We start from the raw sequence: 18,733 nt of genomic DNA on the forward strand, positions 1-18,733 counted from the left end.
GTTCGCCCGGCGCCCGGCTTCACGTCGCGCCCGGACGTGGCCGTCCGGGGCGGAATGGTGCTTAAAGGGAGCATCGGGGCGCCAGGATGGCAGCCTGTCGTCTCCGTCCGTCCGCTATAGCTCAAGCCACTGAAGCCGAGATGAACGCAATCCTCGACCTTCTCCGTACCCGCCGCTCGGTCGCGCCGGCGCAGCTCGCCGGCCCCGGCCCGTCCCCCGAGGAGCTGGACGCCATCCTCGCCGTCGCGTCCCGCGTGCCGGACCACGGCAAGCTCGCGCCCTGGCGCTTCATCGTGATCGAGGGCGAGGGACAGGCCCGCATCGGCCGCGTGGTGGCCGAGGCCTACCGGGCCGACCACCCGGAGGCCGACGACAAGCGGCTCGCCCTCGAGGCCGGGCGGCTGGCCCAGGCGCCGCTCGTGATCGCCGTGGTGTCGCGGGCCGGCACGCACGTGAAGATCCCCGAGTGGGAGCAGGTGCTCTCGGCCGGCGCCGCCTGCATGAACCTCATCGTGGCGGCCAACGGTCTTGGCTTTCGCACCGCCTGGCTCACGGAGTGGATGGCCTATGACCGCCGGGTGCTCGACGCGCTGGGCCTCGACCCGGCCGAGCGGCTGGCGGGCTTCGTCCATGTCGGCCGGGCCGAGCAGGTGCCGCCCGACCGGCCGCGGCCGGCGCTGCCTGAGATCGTGACGCGGTACTGACTGGCGGCGGGCTGGTCTCGGGGCCCCCGGGATGCTCTACCGGTCGCCTTCAAGGCCCGCGCCGGCGGGCCGCCCGCTCTCCAAACGCCCCGGGACCGCCGATGCATTACGACGCCGAGACCCGCACCCTGAAGCACAACCCGTTCAAGGCCCTGGTGGCGCCGCGCCCGATCGGCTGGGTCAGCGCGCTCAGCGCCGAAGGCCAGCTGAACCTCTCGCCCTACTCGTTCTTCAACGGGGTCGGGGACAGCCCCGAGATGGTGATGTTCTCCTCCTACGGCCGCAAGGACGCGCTGACCTTCGCGGAGGAGGGTGGCGAGTTCGTCTGCAGCCTCGCGACCTTCGACCTGCGGGAGGGGATGAACCAGTCCTCGGCGCCGTTGCCGCGCGGCGAGAGCGAGTTCGCCTTCGCGAACCTCGCCACGGCGCCCTCGCGCAAGGTGCGCCCGCCGCGGGTGGCGGACGCTCCCGCCGCCCTCGAATGCCAATGGCTCCAGACCATCCCGCTGGTGCCGGCCGGGGGCGGGGAGGCGGCCTACTTCATGGTGATCGGCCAGGTGGTGTCGATGTACATCGACGACCGCTTCGTGACCCCGGAGGGCCGGGTGGATACCGGGGCGATGCGCCCGATCATGCGCGGCGGCTATTTCGATTACTTCACGGTCGTGTCCGAGAACCGCTTCGAGATGCGCCGGCCTGCGGGCGGGGGGGATATGCCGAAGCGGTGAGGGCGGGCGCCTCGCGCGGCTTGGGTGGTGCCGGAGGCCGCACCCTCGGCCGCGCGTGATCCGGGTGCGATTTCATGCTACCGGCATGGCTGATCGCCGAGGGTCCGCCATGCAGGACGCCGAGACAATCAGCATCACCATGACGTCCGAACAGCTCCGCGCGGTGCGCGAGAGCGTCGCGTTAGGCGAATACGCCTCCACGAGCGAAGTGCTGCGCGACGCGGTGCGCCTCTGGCAGCGCCAGCGGGAGGAGCACGCCGAGCGCCTGAACGCCATCCGCGCCCGCATCCGCCGTTCGCTGGACGATCCGCGTCCATCACTCACGCTCGACCAGGTCGACGCCCATCTGGAAGAACTGTTCGCGGAAGCGGAGAAATCCCTGAAAGACGCCGGACGTGCGTAGGCTGCGGGTTGAGCTTCAGCCGGAAGCCTTGGCCGACATCTTCCAGGTTGTCTGGCAAGCCAGTCGCAACCTGACCACCGCGAAAGGCTTCGTGCGCGGATCCGGGACCGGTGCAAACGCATCGGCGACGCCCCCCACGGCGGGCGCCCCCGCGACGATTTGGAACCCGGCCTGCGCACCGTGCCGTTCGAGCACAGTGCCGTGATCGCCTACCGGGTGGAATCGGATCGGGTGCGGATCACCAACGTCTTCTACGGCGGACGGGATTTCGAGGCCCTGTATCGCGATCACGAGCCTGATGATGAGGGGTAGGTTGAAGCGGGACCCCGTCACCCGCCCCCGCTTCAATCTTCCTTTACCATAACCCCAGCATCCTGAAGCCCGAGAGAGAGCCGGCCCGCGCCTTGCGGTGCCGCTCCACCGGGCCGCCATGTTCCTGTTCAGCAACACGCCGTCGCAAGGGACTGCCAGCCAGGGCGCCGCCCAGGGCACCGGCCGCGCCGCCTCGGGCAACCCGGTGATCGACGCGATCCGCCAGGGCGCCGAGAAGACCGGCGCCGCCTTCGACTACCTGCTCTCGACGGCCCAGCGCGAATCGAGCCTCAACCCGAGCGCCAAGGCAGGCACGTCCTCGGCCACCGGCCTGTTCCAGTTCATCGAGCAGACCTGGCTCGGGGTGATGAAGCAGGACGGCCCGTCGCTCGGCCTCGGCTCCTACGCCGACGCGATCACCGCCCGCTCGTCGGGGGGCTACACGGTGAGCGATCCGGCCGCCCGGCAGGCGATCCTCGACCTGCGGCGCGACCCGGAGGTCGCCTCGGCGATGGCCGGCGCGCTGACCCGCCGCAACGCCGACGCCCTCTCGGACGCGCTCGGCCGCGAGCCGAACCGGGCCGACCTCTACGCCGCCCACCTCCTCGGCGTGCGCGGGGCGCTGACCCTGATCCGGGCCGCCGAGGGCGCGCCGGGGCGCTCCGCCGCCGCCGACCTGCCGGAAGCCGCCGCCGGCAATCGCGGGTTGTTCTACGACCGCACCGGCCGGGCCCGCAGCGCCTCCGAGCTCTACGCCGTGCTCGGCACCAGCCCGGGCGTCCCGTCGGCGACCGCCACGCTCACCGCGCAGGCCGCCGCGCCGACCGCCTACGCGCCCGAGGCCGGCAGCGGCCTGCGCTCGCTGTTCCAGACCGATGCCCGCCGGGGACCCGTCTCCGACAGCGTCGCCAAGCTGTGGGGCAGCCGGGGCAGCGGCGCGGCGGCGCCGAGCTACTTCCCGCGCTCGAGCGACGGGCCGGTGGTCGCCTCCGCGGCGCCCGCACCGTCGCCGGGTGCGCCGGCCGGGATCCAGGATACCCTCCGAGACACGATCCAAGATCCGAACCAAGTTCCGATCCAAGACCCTGCGGCGACCGGCGTGCCCCTGCCGCCGGCCCGGCCGCGGGAATTCGGCGGGCGCACCCGCGCCGCCGTCACGCCCTCCTCGATCCAGTCCTGAAAAAAACCCCTCACGGAGCCGCGCCGATGATCATCCGCCAGTTCCTGCTCTGGACCCAGCACGAATCTGCCGGGCGCCGGGCCGAGGCGGCCTCGGCGCTCGCCCGGGCCTACCTCTACGCCAAGCTCGACCCGGCGGCGCGCTGGGAGGCGAAGACCGCCATCACGGCGCTCCTCGACGATCCCTCGCCGCTGGTGCGGCGGGCGCTCGCCGAGGCCTGCGCCAACGCCGCGGAGGCGCCCCGAACCCTGGTGGTGGCGCTCGCCCAGGACCAGGCGGAGATCGCCGGGCTGGTGCTGGCGCGCTCGCCCGTGCTGTCGGATGCCGACCTCGTCGATTGCGCCGCCGTCGGCGACGAGTCGGGCCGGGTCGCCATCGCCGGGCGGCCCCACCTCTCGGCCATGCTGTGCGGGGCGCTCGCCGAGATCGCCGGCGCCCGCGCCCTCGCGGCGCTCGCCGCCAATCCGGGCGCCGAGATCACCCGCGGCAGCCTCCTGCGCATGGTCGAGCGCCACGGCGAGGACGCCGCGCTCCGCGAGGCCCTGCTCGCCCGGGCCGACCTGCCCCTCGACGTGCGCCAGGCGGTGACCGCCCGTCTCGCCAACGCCCTGTCGGCCTTCGTGAGCGGCTGCGGCTGGCTCTCGCGCGAGCGCAGCGAGCGGGTGACCCGGGAGGCGCGCGAGCGCGCGACGCTCGGGCTCGCCGAAGGCTCGGACCGGGCCGACCTGCGCCGCCTCGTCGCGCATCTGCGCGCCGCCGCCCAGCTCACCCCCGGGCTGATCCTGCGGGCGATGCTGTCGGGCCGGATGGCCTTCACCGAGGCGGCACTGACCGAGCTCTCGGGCCTGGCGGCCGAGCGGGTGGCGGGGCTGCTGCACGATCCGCGCGGCAGCGGCATGGCGGCACTCTACCGCCGGGCCGGCCTGCCGCCCGCCCTCGAACCCGCCTTCGCGGCGGCGATGTCCGCCTGGCACGAGGAGGCGAGCGGCCTCTACGAGAGCACCGGCCCCGGCCTGTCGCGGCGGATGATCGAGCGCGCGGTGACCGCCTGCGAGCGCCTGTCCTTCGCCGATGCCCACGCCATCGTCGCGCTGCTCAACCGCTTCGACGCCGAGGCGGCCCGCGACGAGGCCCGGCTGCTCGCCCGCGCCCTGGCGAGCGAGGCCGCCACCGACACGGCGACCGGCCCCGCGGCGGAAACGATCCCCGCCGGCCTGATCGCCAGCTACCGCCGCGACCGGCCGCGCCTCGCGGCGTGAGAGCCAGTCGGGCTTCGCAAGCAGAGTTCACAACCCTCCACGTCATCCCGGTGCCGCGCAGCGGAACCCGGGATGACACGGAGAGAAGCGTCGGAGTGGGGGTGCTCGATCGACCGGCGCGACCGATCGGCCAAGCTCCGGACGCCGTCAGCGCCCGACCGCCCGCCGGTCGGCGCACATCACCGCCGCGGCGAGGTAGCCGGCGAGCGAGACCATCACGGATTGGGTGTAGATCGGTCGAACGAAATGCGCGGAAACGCTCATCGATTCCTCCCGATTCGGGTTGCGCATCTTGCTTACGCTGCCGTGCGGTGCAGCGACAAGCCTTTGTTGCAGAGAATTTTATCCTTAAACCGTCGGGATTAAGATTCGGGTGTTCTTTCGTGGTCTCGGTATGGCGAAGCGAAGGACCGCGCTCCCCGGCGGGGCGCACTCGATTTTGAAGCCTGGAACATCGTGTCATCATCGCGCGGTCTTCCGCCGTGCTGCGGCTTAACGGTTAACTCGGCGAGGCGGCGGCGCGGAGAGCGTAAGAGACGCGCCCCTTCCTGAACCGAGCATCACCGATGACCCATGGCTGGGACGAGTCCGCCGCCGCCTGGATCGCCGACATGGGCGAGGCAGGCGATTTCGGCCGCGCCTGCGTGCTCGATGCGCCGATGCTGGCGCGGATCCGCGGCCGCGGCTTCCGCCGGGCCCTCGATGTCGGCTGCGGCGAGGGCCGCTTCTGCCGAATGGTGCAGGATCACGGGGTCGGGACGGTCGGCATCGATCCCACCGACGCCCTGCTGCGGCAGGCCCGGGCCCGCGATCCGGCGGGCATCTATCTCCCGGGCCGCGCCGAGGCGCTGCCCTTCGCGGACGGCGCCTTCGACCTCGTCGTCAGCTATCTCACGCTGATCGACATCCCGGACATCCGCGCGGCGATCCCCGAGATGGCCCGCGTCCTGGCGCCCGGCGGCTCGCTCCTGATCGCCAACCTGGCGAGTTTCTGCACCGCCGGCGGCTGGACCGAGGATCCCGACGGCGTCCGCCGCTTCCGGATCGACGATTACCTGGAGGAGCGGGCCGAGTGGGCGGCGTGGCACGGCATCCGGGTGCACAACTGGCACCGGCCGCTCTCGCTCACCATGAGTCTGCTGCTCGGGCAGGGGCTGGCATTGCGCCACTTCGACGAGCCGGCGCCGCAGGGCGGCGATCCGGCGAAGGTCGCGCGCTACCGGCGGGTGCCGTGGTTCGTGGTGATGGAGTGGGAGAAGGCGAGCGACTGACGATTGTCGCCATGATGCGCGGGGCGGCGTGTCCATGCCGGCTTCCCCCTCACGGGGTCATCCCGGGGCTCGCCGAAGGCGACAACCCGGGATCCATGACCTCTGAGGGTGCAGGCTCGGTCTGAACGCCAGCCGCCTCATCCTGAAGCGTCGGCGGTTGTGGATTCCGGGTTCCGCTATCGCGGCCCCGGAATGACGTCGGAGGATGTCGAGTCTGCCGCGCAGGGCCGCCGATGTACGGGGATTACCCCCCGAGCCGCGCCAGCCGGTCGAGCAGCGCCCGGTCGTGCAGCAGCACCATCTTCTCCTTGGCGTTGAGCCAGCCCGCCGCCTCGTCGATGGTCTCGGCCTCGACCACCTTGGCCTGGGCCATGACGTGGTCGGGTTGGGGCGCGCCGCGGGGGCGGGACTCGGCCGGGGGGAGGAAGGCGAGGTGGCCGGCCTGGAGGTCGGGATCGGCGTGGAGCGCCCGCACCCCGTCGGCATCGTCGAAGCCCAGAGCCGCGTTGCGCGCCTCGATCGCCTTGGCGGCGACCGCGATCGCCGGGGGCTCCCGCTCCTCGGGCGTCATCAGGAGGCCGGCGCGCTTGAGGGCGAGGCCCAGCGCCAGTTGCCCGCTCGCCCAGGAGATCGGAATCGCGAGGACGAGGCCCAGGATGGTGGGCGACATCCAGAGGAACAGCGAGGTCGCGATGGCGAAGGCCGAGACGCCGGCCACCAGCCCCAGGATGGTGTGCCAGTGGTGCCGGCGCACGATGTCCGAGAGCGGGATCGAGCCGTCGTCGCGCCGTTGCGGGTTCCAGCCGGCATCGCGCCGGAGCAGGATCTGGATCACCGAGCCCGATTGCACCAGCATCGCGATCGGGGCGATCAGCGCCGAGAGCAGGGTCTCGATCAGGGCCGAGAGCACCAGGCGCAAAGCCCCGCCGCTCGCGCGGCGCACCGTGGCATCGAGCAGGCCGAGGATCAGGCCGAACAGCTTCGGGGCGAGCAGGATCGCCATCGTGATCCCGAAGAGCTGGAGCGCGCGCACGGGGTCGAAGCGCGGCCAGACCGGGTAGAGGCGGAACTCGGTGGAAAAATATTCGGGGCGGATATAGGCGGTCTGGAGGGCCAGGGCGATACCGACCACGAGCTGCGCCGCCCAGAGCGGCGAGGCGAGGTAGCCGGCGATGCCGGTGGCGAAGTGCTGGCGCGAGGCGAGCTTGAGGCCCGCCGTGCCGATGATGCGGCTGTGCTGCAGGTTGCCCTGCGCCCAGCGCCGGTCGCGGATCGCGACGTCGATCAGCGAGGGCGGGCTCTCCTCGTAGGAGCCCTGCAACTCGGGGAGCATGTAGACGCTCCAGCCGGCGCGCCGGATCAGCGCCGCCTCGACGAAGTCGTGGCTGAGCACGTGGCCGCCGAAGGGCGGCTTGCCGGAGAGGTCCGGCAGGCCGCAATGGTCGGCGAAGGCCTTGGTGCGGATGATCGCGTTGTGGCCCCAGTAATTGCCGTCGCGGCCCGACCACAGGGCGAGGCCGGTGGCGATCACCGGGCCGTAGATGCGGGCCGCGAATTGCTGCACCCGGGCGAACAGGGTGTTGCGGTTGATGATCAAGGGCAGCGACTGGATGATGCCGGAATCCGGATCCGCCTCCATGGCGCGGGCGAGCGTCACCACGCACTCGCCGCTCATCAGGCTGTCGGCGTCGAGGACCAGCATGTGGTCGTAATGGCCGCCCCAGCGGGTGACGAAGTCGGCGATGTTGCCGGCCTTGCGGTGGTGGTTCTTCTGCCGGTGGCGGTAGTACAGGCGCGCGCCCTCGCCGAGGCGCTCGCGCAGGGCGAGATAGGCCCGCTCCTCGGCGATCCAGGCATCGGCCTGGGTCGAGTCGGACAGGATCCAGTAGTCGAAGGCCGCGCCCTCGCCCGTCGCCTCGATCGACTCGCGGATCGCCTCGACCGCCGCGAAGGTGCGGGCGGTGGCCTCGTTGTAGACCGGCATCACCACGGCCGTGCGGGTGGTGAGCGGCGCGGGATTCACCTCCGGCCGGCGCCGGCGCAGCAGCGCCAGGAAGCCGAGGAGCCCCGAGGAGAAGGCCAGCGCGATCCACGAGAAGTTGAGGGTGAACAGCGCGAGCAGCAGCCATTGCAGCCAGGTCGTGGAGCCGGCGACCGACACGACCTCGTACATCTGCACGGCGCCGTAGACCGTCAGCGCGAGGCCGCCGCCGAACACGAAGGCGCGGGCCCCCCAGGGCGCTCGGCGACCGGGAACCGTGTGCTCCTGCGCCTCCGACCAGGCGTGCAGGTCCTGCACCGGCATGGCGAGGGGGGATTCCTCCGGCACCGCGGGCGCGACGGCGACGGGATGGGCATCGCGGCGGAGGGTGTCCGGGTCTTGAGCGAGAGTCACTTGTGCGAGGGTCACGGGGTCCACCGATACAGCCATGTCTCACTGACGGGTTTGTCGCCGGCCTTGACGATGAGGCGCAGCTCGCAGGACGTGTCGTTGCCCGGATCGAGCTCGAACACCGCCCGCACGGTCTTGCGCTCGGGGTACGGGTAGACCCGCTGGCGCGTGATGCTGCCGGGCGCGGTGGAGAGCGCGATCTGCAGCGCGTTCGGGTCGATGCCGTCGGCGAACGGCGCCTCGCCGGTGAAGTCGACGAGGAAGAGCCGGCGCTTGCCGCCCGTGCCCTTGCCGACCCTCGTGCCGGAGCAGGCGGCGAGCGGCAGCGCGCCGGGCACGCTCCAGCACCAGAACTGGCGGTAGCTGAAGGCGATCTCCTTGGCGACCGGGTCCTTGGGCCGCCAGTAGGTCAGGATGTTCTCGTTGACCTCGGATTCGCTCGGAATCTCGATCAGCTGCACCGCGCCGGCGCCCCAGCCGTGCTGCGGTACGCCCGGCCCCCAGCTGCCCAGCGGCTCGACCCACAGGCTCGGGCGCTTCTCCCAGCGCTGCACGTCGTCCTGGTAGTCGCCGTAGGCGCGGGCGCGCTGGATCAGCCCGAAGCCTTTCGGGTCCTGGTCCAGGAAGGCGGAGATCTGCAACGTCTCCGGGTTCTGCACCGGGCGCCAGATCGCCTCGCCCCAGCCGTTGCGGATCTGGAGCCCGTCGACCTCGTGGGCGGCGGGGCGGGCGTCGTCGGCGCCGCGGTGGTCGGTCGGCCCGAACAGGTAGGCGCCGGTCATGCCGGCGATGCCGACATGCTCCAGGGTCGCGCGCGGGCAGAGCGTCGCCTCGACGTCGACGATGGTGGCCTCGCCCGGCCGCAGGGTCATGCGGAGCGCCGCGGTGGCGGATTCGGAATCGACCAGCGCATGGATCACGATCTGCCCGGTGCCGGCGCCGGGCCGCTCGAGCCAGAAGGCGCGAAACAGCGGGAATTCCTCGCCCTTCGCCTCGGCCGGCTTCAGGGTCAGGGCGCGGGCGGTGACGCCGTAGCTCTGGCCGGCGGCGAGCGCCCGGAAGAACGACGCGCCCTGGAAGATCGCGCAGTCGGACGGGGCCGCGCCGTTGAAGCTGGCATAGAGCCGGAAGCCCGAGAAACCGAGGTCGCGCCCCTCCTCCGGGGGTTTGAGCTTGCCGAACGTGAAGCGCGTGCGGTCGTAGGCGATGCGGCGCACCACCCCGTCCTCGACGGCGTGCAGGGCCACCGGCGTGGTGAACACGAAGCCGCGGTGCAGCGGCTCGACCACGAAGCCGCGGCCCTCGCCGGCCCAGAGCAGGGCGGGGGCTTGAGCCCGCACGCCGATATACTGCTCGTAGGTGAGGTCCTTGAACGGGTCGGGCAGGTCGTTGGCCGGCGCCGCGTAGGGCTTCTTCGCCAGCGCGCGGGCGAGCTCGACCACCTGGCCGGGATCGAAGCGCTGCCCGTCCGACAGCGGCGCCGGCTCCGCCGGCTGCGCGCCCGCTGCGCCGGTCGCAGCGAGGCCGCCGGCGAGCGCCAGCACCGCGCGTCGGTCGAGGGCTGTGCGAGGGGGCTGAGCGGTGGGAGGCTGCATCATCGTGGGGAAGGGGACCGTGCCGGATTCGGATGGGGGCGCCGGCCGTTTACCACGATCCGTCCTGAACCGGGGGTTAAGAATCGCGTCTCAGGCGCCGCAACGTCAGCGACGCTGGCCGCGACGCCGCGCGCTTGCCGATCCGGAACGATCGGCTAGACGGTTGCGCCAAGCAGGGACCACACGTCCCGAGACGATGACAGGCCGCCGATGACCGCCACGCAGAAGCCCACCGGGACGTCCGAGCCCGCAGGGACGCGCTCCCTCCTCGCCGTCGTGCTCGCCGCCGGCAAGGGCACGCGGATGCGCTCCGCCCTGCCGAAGGTGCTCCACCCCATCGCCGGCCGGCCGATGCTCGCCCACGTGCTCGCGTCGGTGGCGGAGGCCGGGGCGGTGCGCCTCGCCGTGGTGGTCGAGCCCGGCCGCGACGACGTCGCCCGGGTGGTGGCGGCTTTTCCCGGCGCCGAGACCTTTTCGCAGGAAGAGCGCCTCGGCACCGCCCACGCGGTGCTGGCGGCCCGCCGGGCGCTCACCGAGGGTGCCGACGACGTGGTGGTGGCCTTCGGCGACACGCCGCTGATCGCGCCGGAGACCTATGCCCGCCTGCGCGCGCCGCTGGCGGACGGCGCCGCGGTCGCGGTGCTGGCCTTCGAGAGCCCGAACCCCACCGGCTACGGCCGGGTGCTGGTCGAGGACGGCCGGGTGACGGCGATCCGCGAGGAGAAGGACGCGAGCGAGGCCGAGCGCCGCGTCACCCTGTGCAATGCCGGGCTGATGGCCCTGTCGGGCGCCCACGCCCTCGGGATCCTGGAGCGGATCGGCAACGCCAACGCGGCGGGCGAGTACTACCTGCCCGACGCCGTCGCGCTCGCGGTCGCGGACGGCCTGCCCGTCGCGGTGGTGCCGGTGGCGGAGGCCGAGGCGCAGGGCGTCAACGACCGGGTGCAGCTCAGCGTCGCCGAGGCGGCGGTGCAGGCGACCCTGCGCCGGCGCGCGATGCTCGCCGGCGCCACCCTGATCGCCCCCGAGACGGTCTTCTTCAGCCACGACACCGTTCTCGGCCGCGACGTGGTGGTGGAGCCCCACGTGGTGTTCGGCCCCGGCGTCGTCGTCGGCGATCGTTGCACCATCCACGCCTTCTCGCACCTGGAGCGGGCCCGGCTCGCCGCCGGCGTGCAGATCGGCCCCTATGCCCGCCTGCGCCCCGGCGCGGTGCTGGAGGAGGGCGCCCGGATCGGCAACTTCGTCGAGGTGAAGAACGCCGCGATCAAGGCCGGCGCCAAGGTCAACCACCTCTCCTACGTGGGCGACGCCGAGGTGGGGGAGGGCGCCAATCTCGGCGCCGGCACCATCACCTGCAACTACGACGGCGTGAACAAGCACCGCACGGTGATCGGCGCCGGCGCCTTCGTCGGCTCGAACTCGGCGCTCGTCGCGCCGGTCACGGTCGGGGCCGGCGCCTTCGTGGGCTCCGGCTCGGTCATCACCGACGACGTGCCGCCCGGCACGCTCGCGATCGGCCGCGGCCGGCAGGTGGTCAAGGCCGGGTGGGCGAAGCCGACGAAGACGTGAGGGCACGCCTTCACACGTGCACCGACCCGTCGTCGGGATCGCGGCGGCCGGCGCGCAGGCCCGCCGCGAGGAGCCAGGCGTAGAAGGCGGCCACGCCCGCGAGCACGAGCCAGCCCGGCAGCGGCCCGAGGCCGGCCCCGGCCAGGATCTCGGGGATCCCGTGCGTGGTCTCGGCGACGCCCGCCGGGGCTCCCGCCTGGCCTCCCACTTCTTGGAGCCGGGCCGAGGTGATCTTCAGCACCCAGGCCAGCAACAGGATCGCGAACATCCAGCCGTAGTTGCGCCTCAGCCGCCGGCCGAAGGCCTCGCGCAGGCTGATGTGGAACATCGGGTGGCGCAGGTCCTCGGCGAGCAGCCGGGTCCAGCCGGGGTCGGGCGTATGCCCCGGGGCGAAAACCTCGGCGTAGTAGTGCCGCTCGAGCTGGCGCACCCGGGTGCGGTAGACGTCGAAGAAGCGGTAGCGCCGCGCCTCGATGCTGAGCAGCAGCATCACCAGCAGCATGCAGAACAGCAGCACGCCGTGATGCGCCGTCGGCGTCGAGAGCGAGACCGACAGCATGGCGGCGATGACGGTGATCGCCCAGTTGGTGGTGCGGTCGATCCGGTCGCGCCAGCCGGCCATCCGGGCGATCTCGGCCCGGTGGTAATGGGCCAGCACCGTGATGGTCTCGGAGGGCGTCTTCGGGAACGGGAGCGCGACGGCCTCCGTCGGTGCGGCGATCATGGCGGGCCTCCCCCGGCCGGGCCTCTTCACCGTGCGGGCCCGGAGGCCGGCATCATGGCGCAGATCCCGGCGGGACCGGAAGGCGCATCGCGAGGCACGCCGGCCCGTTACCCCGTGGTCCTTCGCGCCCGGTGGTCCTTCGCGCGCGATTGATCTATGGCGAGGTCGGAGGGGGCGGCGCGTCCCCGGAGATTTCGAGCGATGCGGCGCGTCGAGGACCGTCCCTACGAAGAGCCGCCCGGCGCGCCCGAGGCCGCCGCCCTGGCCGAGCTGATCGCCCGGGTGGCGGCGGGACGGCAGGACGCCCTCCGAACGCTCTACGACCGCACGGCCCCGAAACTTTTCGGCCTCGTCCTGCGTATCGTCCGGGACCGGGGCGCCGCCGAGGACGTGCTGCAGGATTGCTACCTGCGGGTCTGGCAGAATGCGGCGGGCTACGCCCCGGAGGCGGGACGGCCGATGGCCTGGCTCGCCGCGATCGCGCGCCACCGCGCCATCGACTGGGTGCGGCGGAGAAGCGAGGTGCCGATGCCGGCGAGCGACGACGAGGACGACGACTGGCTCGCCCGCGTCGCCGATCCCCGGGACAGCGAGGCGGAGTTCCTGAGCCGCGACGCGCTCCTCACCTGCCTCGACCGGCTGGAACCGGTGCAGCGCGACTGCGTGGTGCGGGCCTATTGCGAGGGCCTGTCGCGGGAGGAATTGGCCTTGCGCTACGATCGGCCGGTCAACACCGTGAAGACCTGGCTGCACCGCGGGCTCGCCTCGCTGCGCGGCTGCCTGGACGCGGCCGCATGAGCGCCCCCGACATGAGCGCCCCCGACGAGACCGACCTGCGGGCCGCCGAATACGTGCTCGGCACCCTGAGCGGCCCCGAGCGCGAGGCCTATCGGCGCGAGCGCGCCGGCTCCCCGGCGCTCCAGGCGGCCGAGCGGGCCTGGGAGGCGCGCCTCGCCCCCCTGGCCGGGGCCGTGCCGGAGGTCGCACCGCCGCCCGGCGCCTGGGCGGGCATCGCCGCCCGCCTGCCGGGCGAGGCGCCGCGGCCCTCCGTCGTCGACCTGCGCCCGGCGCTCCGGCGCTGGCGCCGCGCCGCACTCGCCGCGGGGGCGCTCGCCGCCGGCCTCGCCCTGTTCATCGCGGTCGAGCGCCTCGCGCCCGGGGTCCTCTCACCCGAGTTTCTCTCGCCCGAGTCGTCGCAATACCTCGCTGTGGTGAACCGGGGCGGCGAACTGCCGGCCCTGGTGGTAAGGGTCGATCCGCGAGCCGGCACGGTCCAGGTCCGGGCACTCGCCGCCGAGGCGCCCCGCGACCGCAGCCTCGAACTCTGGGTGGTCCCGGCGGCGGGCGCCCCGCGCTCGCTGGGCCTCGTCCAGGCCGAGGCTGGCAGCCGGCTCCCCCTGCCGGCGGCCGACCGGGCCGTCCTCGACGGGGCGAGCCTCGCCGTGTCGGTGGAGCCGCCGGGCGGTTCGCCCTCGGGCGCCCCGACCGGGCCGGTGGTCTATTCCGGCCGCCTGGTTCGCGAATAGGGCGCGAAAAAATCGCCCTCCGTGCAGAGACGCGCGAAAAAATAGCGCTCGGCCTGAAACTTTCCCGTCCGGCCCACCGTACCGGCCCTCGACCCCGACGAGAGCGGGGCTGAACCGAGAGACGGGACGACACCTCATGACGATCCGGACCCACGCCCGCACCCTGGTCCTCGCCCTCGCCCTGGCGACGGCCGCCGGTGCCGCCCAGGCCAAGAACCCGATGGTCGGCGGCGCGCCGATGTACGCCTCGAAGTCGATCGTCGAGAACGCGGTCAACTCGAAGGACCACACCACCCTGGTCGCCGCCGTGAAGGCCGCCGGCCTCGTCGACACCCTGGCCGGCCCCGGGCCGTTCACGGTGTTCGCGCCGACCAACGCCGCCTTCGCCAAGCTGCCGCCCGGCACGGTCGAGTCCCTGGTCCAGCCGCAGAACAAGCCGACGCTGACCAAGATCCTGACCTACCACGTCGTGCCCGGCACCTACACGGCGAAGGACCTGATGGGGCTGGTGAAGCAGGGCGGCGGCCAGGCCGAGCTGAAGACCGCCGCCGGCGGGACCCTGACGGTGATGCAGAAGGGCAAGCGGCTGTTCGTGGCCGACGACAAGGGCAACACGGCGCGGGTGACGATCGGCAACGTGATGCAGTCGAACGGCGTCATCCACGTCATCGACGCGGTGATGATGCCCTGAGGCATCCGGCCGGGCGGGTCGGCCTCCGGGCCGCCCGCACACGGTCCGTCAACCCTGCCACGACCCTGCGGTGAACCTTGGCCGTCACAAACCGTTACGCAAGTTGACTCGCCGGATCGCCGGCCGGTCCGGTAGAAGCGCTGCGAGCGTGGCGGGTGCGGTGCGGCAGGAATCCTGCCGCAATGCCCTGCACAATGGCCGGGGCGTCCCGCAGCGGGACACTCTGCGAGCGAGACGTGAGGCGGTGAGCATGTGCGGGATCGTGGGAATCGTCGGCCGGAATGCCGTGGCGGGACAGGTGGTCGACGCGCTGCGCCGGCTCGAATATCGCGGCTACGATTCCGCCGGCATCGCCACCCTGGAAGCCGGCCGCCTGGAGCGCCGCCGCGCCGAGGGCAAGCTGTCGAACCTCCAGCTCAAGCTGCTGCAGAACCCCCTCGCCGGCGCGATCGGCATCGGCCACACCCGCTGGGCCACCCACGGCCGGCCGAACGAGACCAACGCCCACCCGCACGCCACCGAGCGCCTGGCGGTGGTGCATAACGGCATCATCGAGAATTTCCGCGAATTGAAGGCCGAGCTCGCCGCCGAGGGCTGCGTCTTCGAGACCGAGACCGACACCGAGGTGGTGGCCCAGCTCGTCACCCACCTGATGCGGACCGGCCTGAAGCCCCTCTCCGCCGTCGAGGCGGCCCTGCCGCGCCTGCGCGGCGCCTTCGCCCTCGCCTTCCTGTTCGCCGGCGAAGAGGATTTTCTCATCGGCGCCCGCCACGGCGCGCCGCTCGCGGTCGGCTTCGGCGACGGCGAGACCTATCTCGGCTCGGACGCGCTCGCGCTCGCCCCCTTCACCGACGAGATCACCTATCTCGAGGAGGGCGACTGGACCATCCTGACCCGCGACGGCGCCGAGATCCGCGACGTCGCCGGCAACGTCGTCGCCCGCCCGCGCCAGAAGATCGCCACCCAGGCCTTCCTGGTCGACAAGGGCAATTACCGCCACTTCATGGCGAAGGAGATCTACGAGCAGCCGGAGGTGGTGGGCCGCACCTTCGCCCACTACGTCGACCTGGCGGCGGGCCGGGTCGCCCTGCCGGAGGCGTTGCCCTTCGACTTCGCCAAGCTCAGCCGGATCTCGATCACCGCCTGCGGCACCGCCTACTATGCCGGTTTGGTGGCCAAGTACTGGTTCGAGGCGCTGGCCCGGCTGCCGGTCGAGATCGACGTCGCCTCCGAGACCCGCTACCGCGAGCCGCCGCTGGAGAAGGACGGGCTGACGATCGTCATCTCGCAATCGGGCGAGACCGCCGACACCCTGGCCTCGCTCCGCTACGCCAAATCGCAAGGCCAGCACACGCTGGCGGTGGTCAACGTCCCGACCTCGACCATCGCGCGGGAGGCCTCCGCCGTGGTGCCGACGCTCGCCGGCCCCGAGATCGGCGTCGCCTCGACCAAGGCGTTCTCGTGCCAGCTCACGGTGCTGCTCTGCCTGGCGCTGGCGGCGGGCCGGGCGCGCGGCACCCTCGACGAGGCGCAGGAGAAGCGCCTCGTCGACGCGCTGATCAAGGTGCCGGGCCTGATGGCCGAGGCCTTGAAGCGCGAGGACGAGATCGAGGTCCTGGCCCGCGAGATCGCCAAGGCGCGGGACGTGCTCTATCTCGGCCGCGGTACCGCCTACCCGATGGCGCTCGAGGGGGCGCTGAAGCTCAAGGAAATCTCCTACATCCACGCCGAGGGCTACGCCGCCGGCGAGCTGAAGCACGGGCCGATCGCCTTGATCGACGACGCAGTGCCGGTGATCGTGATCGCCCCCCACGACGCGACCTTCGAGAAGACGGTCTCGAACATGCAGGAGGTGGCGGCCCGCGGCGGCAAGATCGTGCTGATCGGCGACGCGCGCGGCGCCGACGCGGCCGGTCTCGACACGCTCGCCACCCTGATGATGCCGGACCTCGACCCGGTCGTCGCCCCGATCGTCTACGCGGTGCCGGTGCAGCTGCTCGCCTACCACACCGCCGTGGTGCTCGGGAAAGACGTCGACCAGCCGCGGAACCTCGCGAAGTCCGTCACCGTGGAGTGAGCCCGGCCCGTCACGGCGGGCGCGGCGGCGGCTTGCTTCGGTATGCCGCCGCCTATCCGCGCGGCAGCGGCAGCGCCGCTGCCTCCTTCAGCGTGTCGAGCACCACCGAGGAATGGACGTGCGCCACGCTCTCGTGCGGCAGCAGCACGTCGTTGACGAGCCCCGACAACGCCTTCAGGTCGGGCACGATCACCTTCAGCAGGTAGTCGCTGTCGCCGGTCATCACGTGGGCCTCCAGCACGCAGTCGAGGCCGCGGACCAGCTCGGCGAAGCGCCGGGCATTGTCGCGGTTGTGGGTGGCGAGCGCGACCTTGGTGAAGACCGTGACGCGCAGGCCGAGCGGCTCCGGCGCCAGCTCCGCCCGGTAGCCCCGCACCACGCCGCGCTCCTCCAGCCGCAGGCGCCGGCGCGAGCACTGGCTCGGCGACAGGTGCACCCGCTCCGCGAGCTCCTGGTTGCCGAGCCGGCCATCCTCCTGGAGCGCCGCGAGGATCTTCAGGTCGAACCCGTCGAGGGTGAGAGGATCGGTCATCGAGGGCTCTGTCCATGCACGATCCGTGCATGGAGCCCGGGCCGGCGCCCGGATTTCGCACGCCCCGCGCGGGCCGTCCATGCTGTGATGCGGATCATCAGCACGGAGGAAACGATGGGCCCCTATCCGCACGACGCTCCCGCCGCCGAGGTCACCGCCCTGAACCCGATGGGCACCGACGGCTTCGAGTTCGTGGAATACGCCCATCCCGAGCCTCAGGCGCTGCACGACCTGTTCCGCGCCATGGGTTTTTCCGCCGTCGCGCGCCATCGCACCAAGGCGATCACGGTGTATCGCCAGGGCGACGTGAACTACCTCGTCAACGAGGAGCCCGGCAGCCACGGCCACCGCTTCGTCGCCGCCCACGGCCCCTGCGCGCCGTCGATGGCGTTCCGCGTCGTCGACGCGAAGGCGGCTTTCGACCGCGCGGTGTCGCTGGGCGCCGAGCCCGCCGACCCGGCGGACGGGGCAAAGACCCTCGACGTGCCGGCGATCAAGGGCATCGGCGGCTCGCTGCTCTACTTCGTGGAGACGTACGGCGCCAAGGGCTCGCCCTACGAGGCCGAGTTCGCGTGGCTCGCCGAGCGCGACCCGCGGCCGGAGGGGCTCGGCCTGTTCTACCTCGACCACCTGACCCACAACGTGCATCGCGGCCGCATGGGCGTCTGGGCCGGGTTCTACGAGAAGATCTTCAACTTCCGGCAGATCCGCTACTTCGACATCGAGGGCAAGCAGACCGGCCTGTTCTCCAAGGCGCTGACCTCGCCCGACGGCAAGATCCGAATCCCGATCAACGAATCGGCCGACGCGAAGAGCCAGATCGAGGAATACCTGCACGCCTATAACGGCGAGGGCATCCAGCACATCGCCTGCGGCTGCCGCGACATCTACGCGACGATCGAGGCCCTGCGGGCCGGCGGCGTCGCCTTCATGCCCGCGCCGCCCTCGATCTACTACCGCCGCGTCGAGAGCCGCCTGCCCGGCCACGGCGAGCCGCTGGAGCGGATGGAGCGGAACGGCATCCTGATCGACGGCGAGGGCGTGGTCGAGGGCGGGATGACCAAGATCCTGCTGCAATTGTTCTCGGCCAACGCGATCGGGCCGATCTTCTTCGAGTTCATCCAGCGCAAAGGCGATGACGGCTTCGGCGAGGGCAACTTCAAGGCCCTGTTCGAATCGATCGAGGAGGACCAGATCCGCCGCGGCGTGCTGACGGCGGGGGACGGTCGCGACGCGGCGTGATGCGTCTCCTGCCCGAAGAGGCCGCCTGATCCGAGAGGGTGCCGGGCCGCATCGACGCTGGGCCGGCACAGTGTTCTCGTAAGCCACCACCGCCCTTTCCCGGACGACTGAAACGAAGTGGAAGGAGATCCAGGATCCAGCACGAGAAGTCGCGAAGCGTCTGCTTGTCTGTGATGGTGCAACATCCAGAGCCGCTTCGCGGCGAGTCTTTGTGCTGGATCCCGGATCTCCTTCCGCTGACGCTCCAGTCGTCCGGGAAAGGGCGGGGGTGTACCATGGAAGCCGGTCTGTGCCTGGCCGCGACAACGCACGGGCAGACAGGCTGTGTTCCGCCCTCTGTCACGCTGCCTTGCTCCGTGGCGCGAGGCTGACGGCAAGTAAACGCGTGGCCTCTCCCTCGGCGGGCGAACGCATCCGCTGCTTATTCGATTTAGAATAATCCTGACATTCGGCCGGCCGACAGCACCGCCACCCCTCCCGGCCCACCCTGTCCTTTCCCCGCCGGACCACTCCCCGCCGGAGCGG

At 71.9% G+C, this 18,733-nt stretch carries 17 protein-coding genes; 13 read left to right on the forward strand and 4 right to left on the reverse strand.

What is annotated here, in order from left to right:
- Nucleotides 1-140: 140 nt before the first annotated feature.
- The 7 genes from DK412_RS16095 to DK412_RS16125 all read left to right on the forward strand — a co-directional run bounded on the left by DK412_RS16095 (nt 141) and on the right by DK412_RS16125 (nt 5,857).
- Nucleotides 141-704 (forward strand): nitroreductase, encoded by a 564-nt coding sequence (locus tag DK412_RS16095; protein ID WP_109972759.1) that lies wholly within the window; start codon nt 141-143, stop codon nt 702-704.
- Between the two features lie 101 nt (nt 705-805).
- Nucleotides 806-1,432: a flavin reductase family protein gene (locus DK412_RS16100; protein ID WP_109972760.1), complete on the forward strand. Its 627-nt coding sequence runs from the start codon at nt 806-808 to the stop codon at nt 1,430-1,432.
- A gap of 109 nt (nt 1,433-1,541) precedes the next feature.
- Nucleotides 1,542-1,835, forward strand: coding sequence for a ribbon-helix-helix protein, CopG family (locus tag DK412_RS16105; protein ID WP_109972761.1), 294 nt, complete (start codon nt 1,542-1,544; stop codon nt 1,833-1,835).
- Between the two features lie 99 nt (nt 1,836-1,934).
- Nucleotides 1,935-2,147: a type II toxin-antitoxin system RelE/ParE family toxin gene (locus DK412_RS16110; RefSeq protein ID WP_348629402.1), complete on the forward strand. Its 213-nt coding sequence runs from the start codon at nt 1,935-1,937 to the stop codon at nt 2,145-2,147.
- Between the two features lie 118 nt (nt 2,148-2,265).
- Entirely contained in the window at nt 2,266-3,327 is a 1,062-nt protein-coding gene (locus tag DK412_RS16115; protein ID WP_109975303.1) for a transglycosylase SLT domain-containing protein, read from the forward strand.
- A gap of 26 nt (nt 3,328-3,353) precedes the next feature.
- Nucleotides 3,354-4,586 (forward strand): DUF2336 domain-containing protein, encoded by a 1,233-nt coding sequence (locus tag DK412_RS16120; protein WP_109972762.1) that lies wholly within the window; start codon nt 3,354-3,356, stop codon nt 4,584-4,586.
- 566 nt (nt 4,587-5,152) lie between these two features.
- Nucleotides 5,153-5,857: a class I SAM-dependent methyltransferase gene (locus DK412_RS16125; protein WP_109972763.1), complete on the forward strand. Its 705-nt coding sequence runs from the start codon at nt 5,153-5,155 to the stop codon at nt 5,855-5,857.
- A gap of 244 nt (nt 5,858-6,101) precedes the next feature.
- Here the strand turns inward: DK412_RS16125 and mdoH are convergent, their stop codons facing one another.
- Both mdoH and DK412_RS16135 read right to left on the reverse strand, forming a co-directional pair.
- Nucleotides 6,102-8,252 (reverse strand): glucans biosynthesis glucosyltransferase MdoH, encoded by a 2,151-nt coding sequence (gene mdoH, locus DK412_RS16130; RefSeq protein WP_280953992.1) that lies wholly within the window; start codon nt 8,250-8,252, stop codon nt 6,102-6,104.
- 11 nt (nt 8,253-8,263) lie between these two features.
- The gene (locus tag DK412_RS16135) at nt 8,264-9,847 is read right to left on the reverse strand and encodes a glucan biosynthesis protein D (protein WP_109972765.1); all 1,584 of its coding nucleotides are present in this window, start codon (nt 9,845-9,847) and stop codon (nt 8,264-8,266) included.
- 207 nt (nt 9,848-10,054) lie between these two features.
- Between DK412_RS16135 and glmU the strand changes: the two genes are divergently transcribed.
- Entirely contained in the window at nt 10,055-11,416 is a 1,362-nt protein-coding gene (glmU, locus tag DK412_RS16140) for a bifunctional UDP-N-acetylglucosamine diphosphorylase/glucosamine-1-phosphate N-acetyltransferase GlmU (protein ID WP_109972766.1), read from the forward strand.
- A 10-nt stretch (nt 11,417-11,426) separates the two neighbouring features.
- Here the strand turns inward: glmU and DK412_RS16145 are convergent, their stop codons facing one another.
- A complete protein-coding gene (locus DK412_RS16145) occupies nt 11,427-12,140 on the reverse strand; it encodes a DUF2270 domain-containing protein (protein ID WP_109972767.1) in 714 nt (237 codons plus the stop codon).
- A gap of 201 nt (nt 12,141-12,341) precedes the next feature.
- Between DK412_RS16145 and DK412_RS16150 the strand changes: the two genes are divergently transcribed.
- The 4 genes from DK412_RS16150 to glmS all read left to right on the forward strand — a co-directional run bounded on the left by DK412_RS16150 (nt 12,342) and on the right by glmS (nt 16,434).
- Nucleotides 12,342-12,938, forward strand: a complete 597-nt coding sequence (locus DK412_RS16150) for a sigma-70 family RNA polymerase sigma factor (RefSeq protein ID WP_109972768.1) — start codon at nt 12,342-12,344, stop codon at nt 12,936-12,938.
- Complete coding sequence (locus tag DK412_RS16155; protein ID WP_109972769.1) at nt 12,935-13,666, forward strand: anti-sigma factor; 732 nt, start codon at nt 12,935-12,937, stop codon at nt 13,664-13,666. The genes DK412_RS16150 and DK412_RS16155 overlap by 4 nt, the downstream gene beginning before the upstream one ends.
- Nucleotides 13,667-13,802: 136 nt before the next feature.
- On the forward strand, nt 13,803-14,357 hold the full coding sequence (locus DK412_RS16160; RefSeq protein ID WP_109972770.1) for a fasciclin domain-containing protein: 555 nt from the start codon (nt 13,803-13,805) through the stop codon (nt 14,355-14,357).
- Between the two features lie 250 nt (nt 14,358-14,607).
- Entirely contained in the window at nt 14,608-16,434 is a 1,827-nt protein-coding gene (gene glmS / locus DK412_RS16165) for a glutamine--fructose-6-phosphate transaminase (isomerizing) (protein ID WP_109972771.1), read from the forward strand.
- Between the two features lie 52 nt (nt 16,435-16,486).
- Here glmS and DK412_RS16170 read toward each other — a convergent pair whose 3' ends face one another.
- Entirely contained in the window at nt 16,487-16,966 is a 480-nt protein-coding gene (locus tag DK412_RS16170; RefSeq protein WP_093569444.1) for an Lrp/AsnC family transcriptional regulator, read from the reverse strand.
- Nucleotides 16,967-17,080: 114 nt separating this feature from the next.
- Here DK412_RS16170 and hppD point away from each other — a divergent pair, with 114 nt between their 5' ends.
- Nucleotides 17,081-18,208, forward strand: coding sequence for a 4-hydroxyphenylpyruvate dioxygenase (gene hppD / locus DK412_RS16175; RefSeq protein WP_109975304.1), 1,128 nt, complete (start codon nt 17,081-17,083; stop codon nt 18,206-18,208).
- Nucleotides 18,209-18,733: the final 525 nt, after the last annotated feature.

The organism is Methylobacterium sp. 17Sr1-1 (assembly GCF_003173775.1).
Taxonomy (GTDB): domain Bacteria; phylum Pseudomonadota; class Alphaproteobacteria; order Rhizobiales; family Beijerinckiaceae; genus Methylobacterium.

Bases quoted from the DNA above. Each gene is read 5' to 3' on its own strand.
- DK412_RS16170 (WP_093569444.1), bottom strand. From the start codon at position 16,966: ATGACCGATCCTCTCACCCTCGACGGGTTCGACCTGAAGATCCTCGCG.
- DK412_RS16100 (WP_109972760.1), top strand. From the start codon at position 806: ATGCATTACGACGCCGAGACCCGCACCCTGAAGCACAACCCGTTCAAG.
- DK412_RS16135 (WP_109972765.1), bottom strand. From the start codon at position 9,847: ATGATGCAGCCTCCCACCGCTCAGCCCCCTCGCACAGCCCTCGACCGA.
- hppD (WP_109975304.1), top strand. From the start codon at position 17,081: ATGGGCCCCTATCCGCACGACGCTCCCGCCGCCGAGGTCACCGCCCTG.
- glmS (WP_109972771.1), top strand. From the start codon at position 14,608: ATGTGCGGGATCGTGGGAATCGTCGGCCGGAATGCCGTGGCGGGACAG.
- DK412_RS16160 (WP_109972770.1), top strand. From the start codon at position 13,803: ATGACGATCCGGACCCACGCCCGCACCCTGGTCCTCGCCCTCGCCCTG.
- DK412_RS16115 (WP_109975303.1), top strand. From the start codon at position 2,266: ATGTTCCTGTTCAGCAACACGCCGTCGCAAGGGACTGCCAGCCAGGGC.
- DK412_RS16150 (WP_109972768.1), top strand. From the start codon at position 12,342: ATGCGGCGCGTCGAGGACCGTCCCTACGAAGAGCCGCCCGGCGCGCCC.
- DK412_RS16145 (WP_109972767.1), bottom strand. From the start codon at position 12,140: ATGATCGCCGCACCGACGGAGGCCGTCGCGCTCCCGTTCCCGAAGACG.
- glmU (WP_109972766.1), top strand. From the start codon at position 10,055: ATGACCGCCACGCAGAAGCCCACCGGGACGTCCGAGCCCGCAGGGACG.
- DK412_RS16120 (WP_109972762.1), top strand. From the start codon at position 3,354: ATGATCATCCGCCAGTTCCTGCTCTGGACCCAGCACGAATCTGCCGGG.
- DK412_RS16095 (WP_109972759.1), top strand. From the start codon at position 141: ATGAACGCAATCCTCGACCTTCTCCGTACCCGCCGCTCGGTCGCGCCG.
- DK412_RS16105 (WP_109972761.1), top strand. From the start codon at position 1,542: ATGCAGGACGCCGAGACAATCAGCATCACCATGACGTCCGAACAGCTC.
- DK412_RS16155 (WP_109972769.1), top strand. From the start codon at position 12,935: ATGAGCGCCCCCGACATGAGCGCCCCCGACGAGACCGACCTGCGGGCC.
- DK412_RS16125 (WP_109972763.1), top strand. From the start codon at position 5,153: ATGACCCATGGCTGGGACGAGTCCGCCGCCGCCTGGATCGCCGACATG.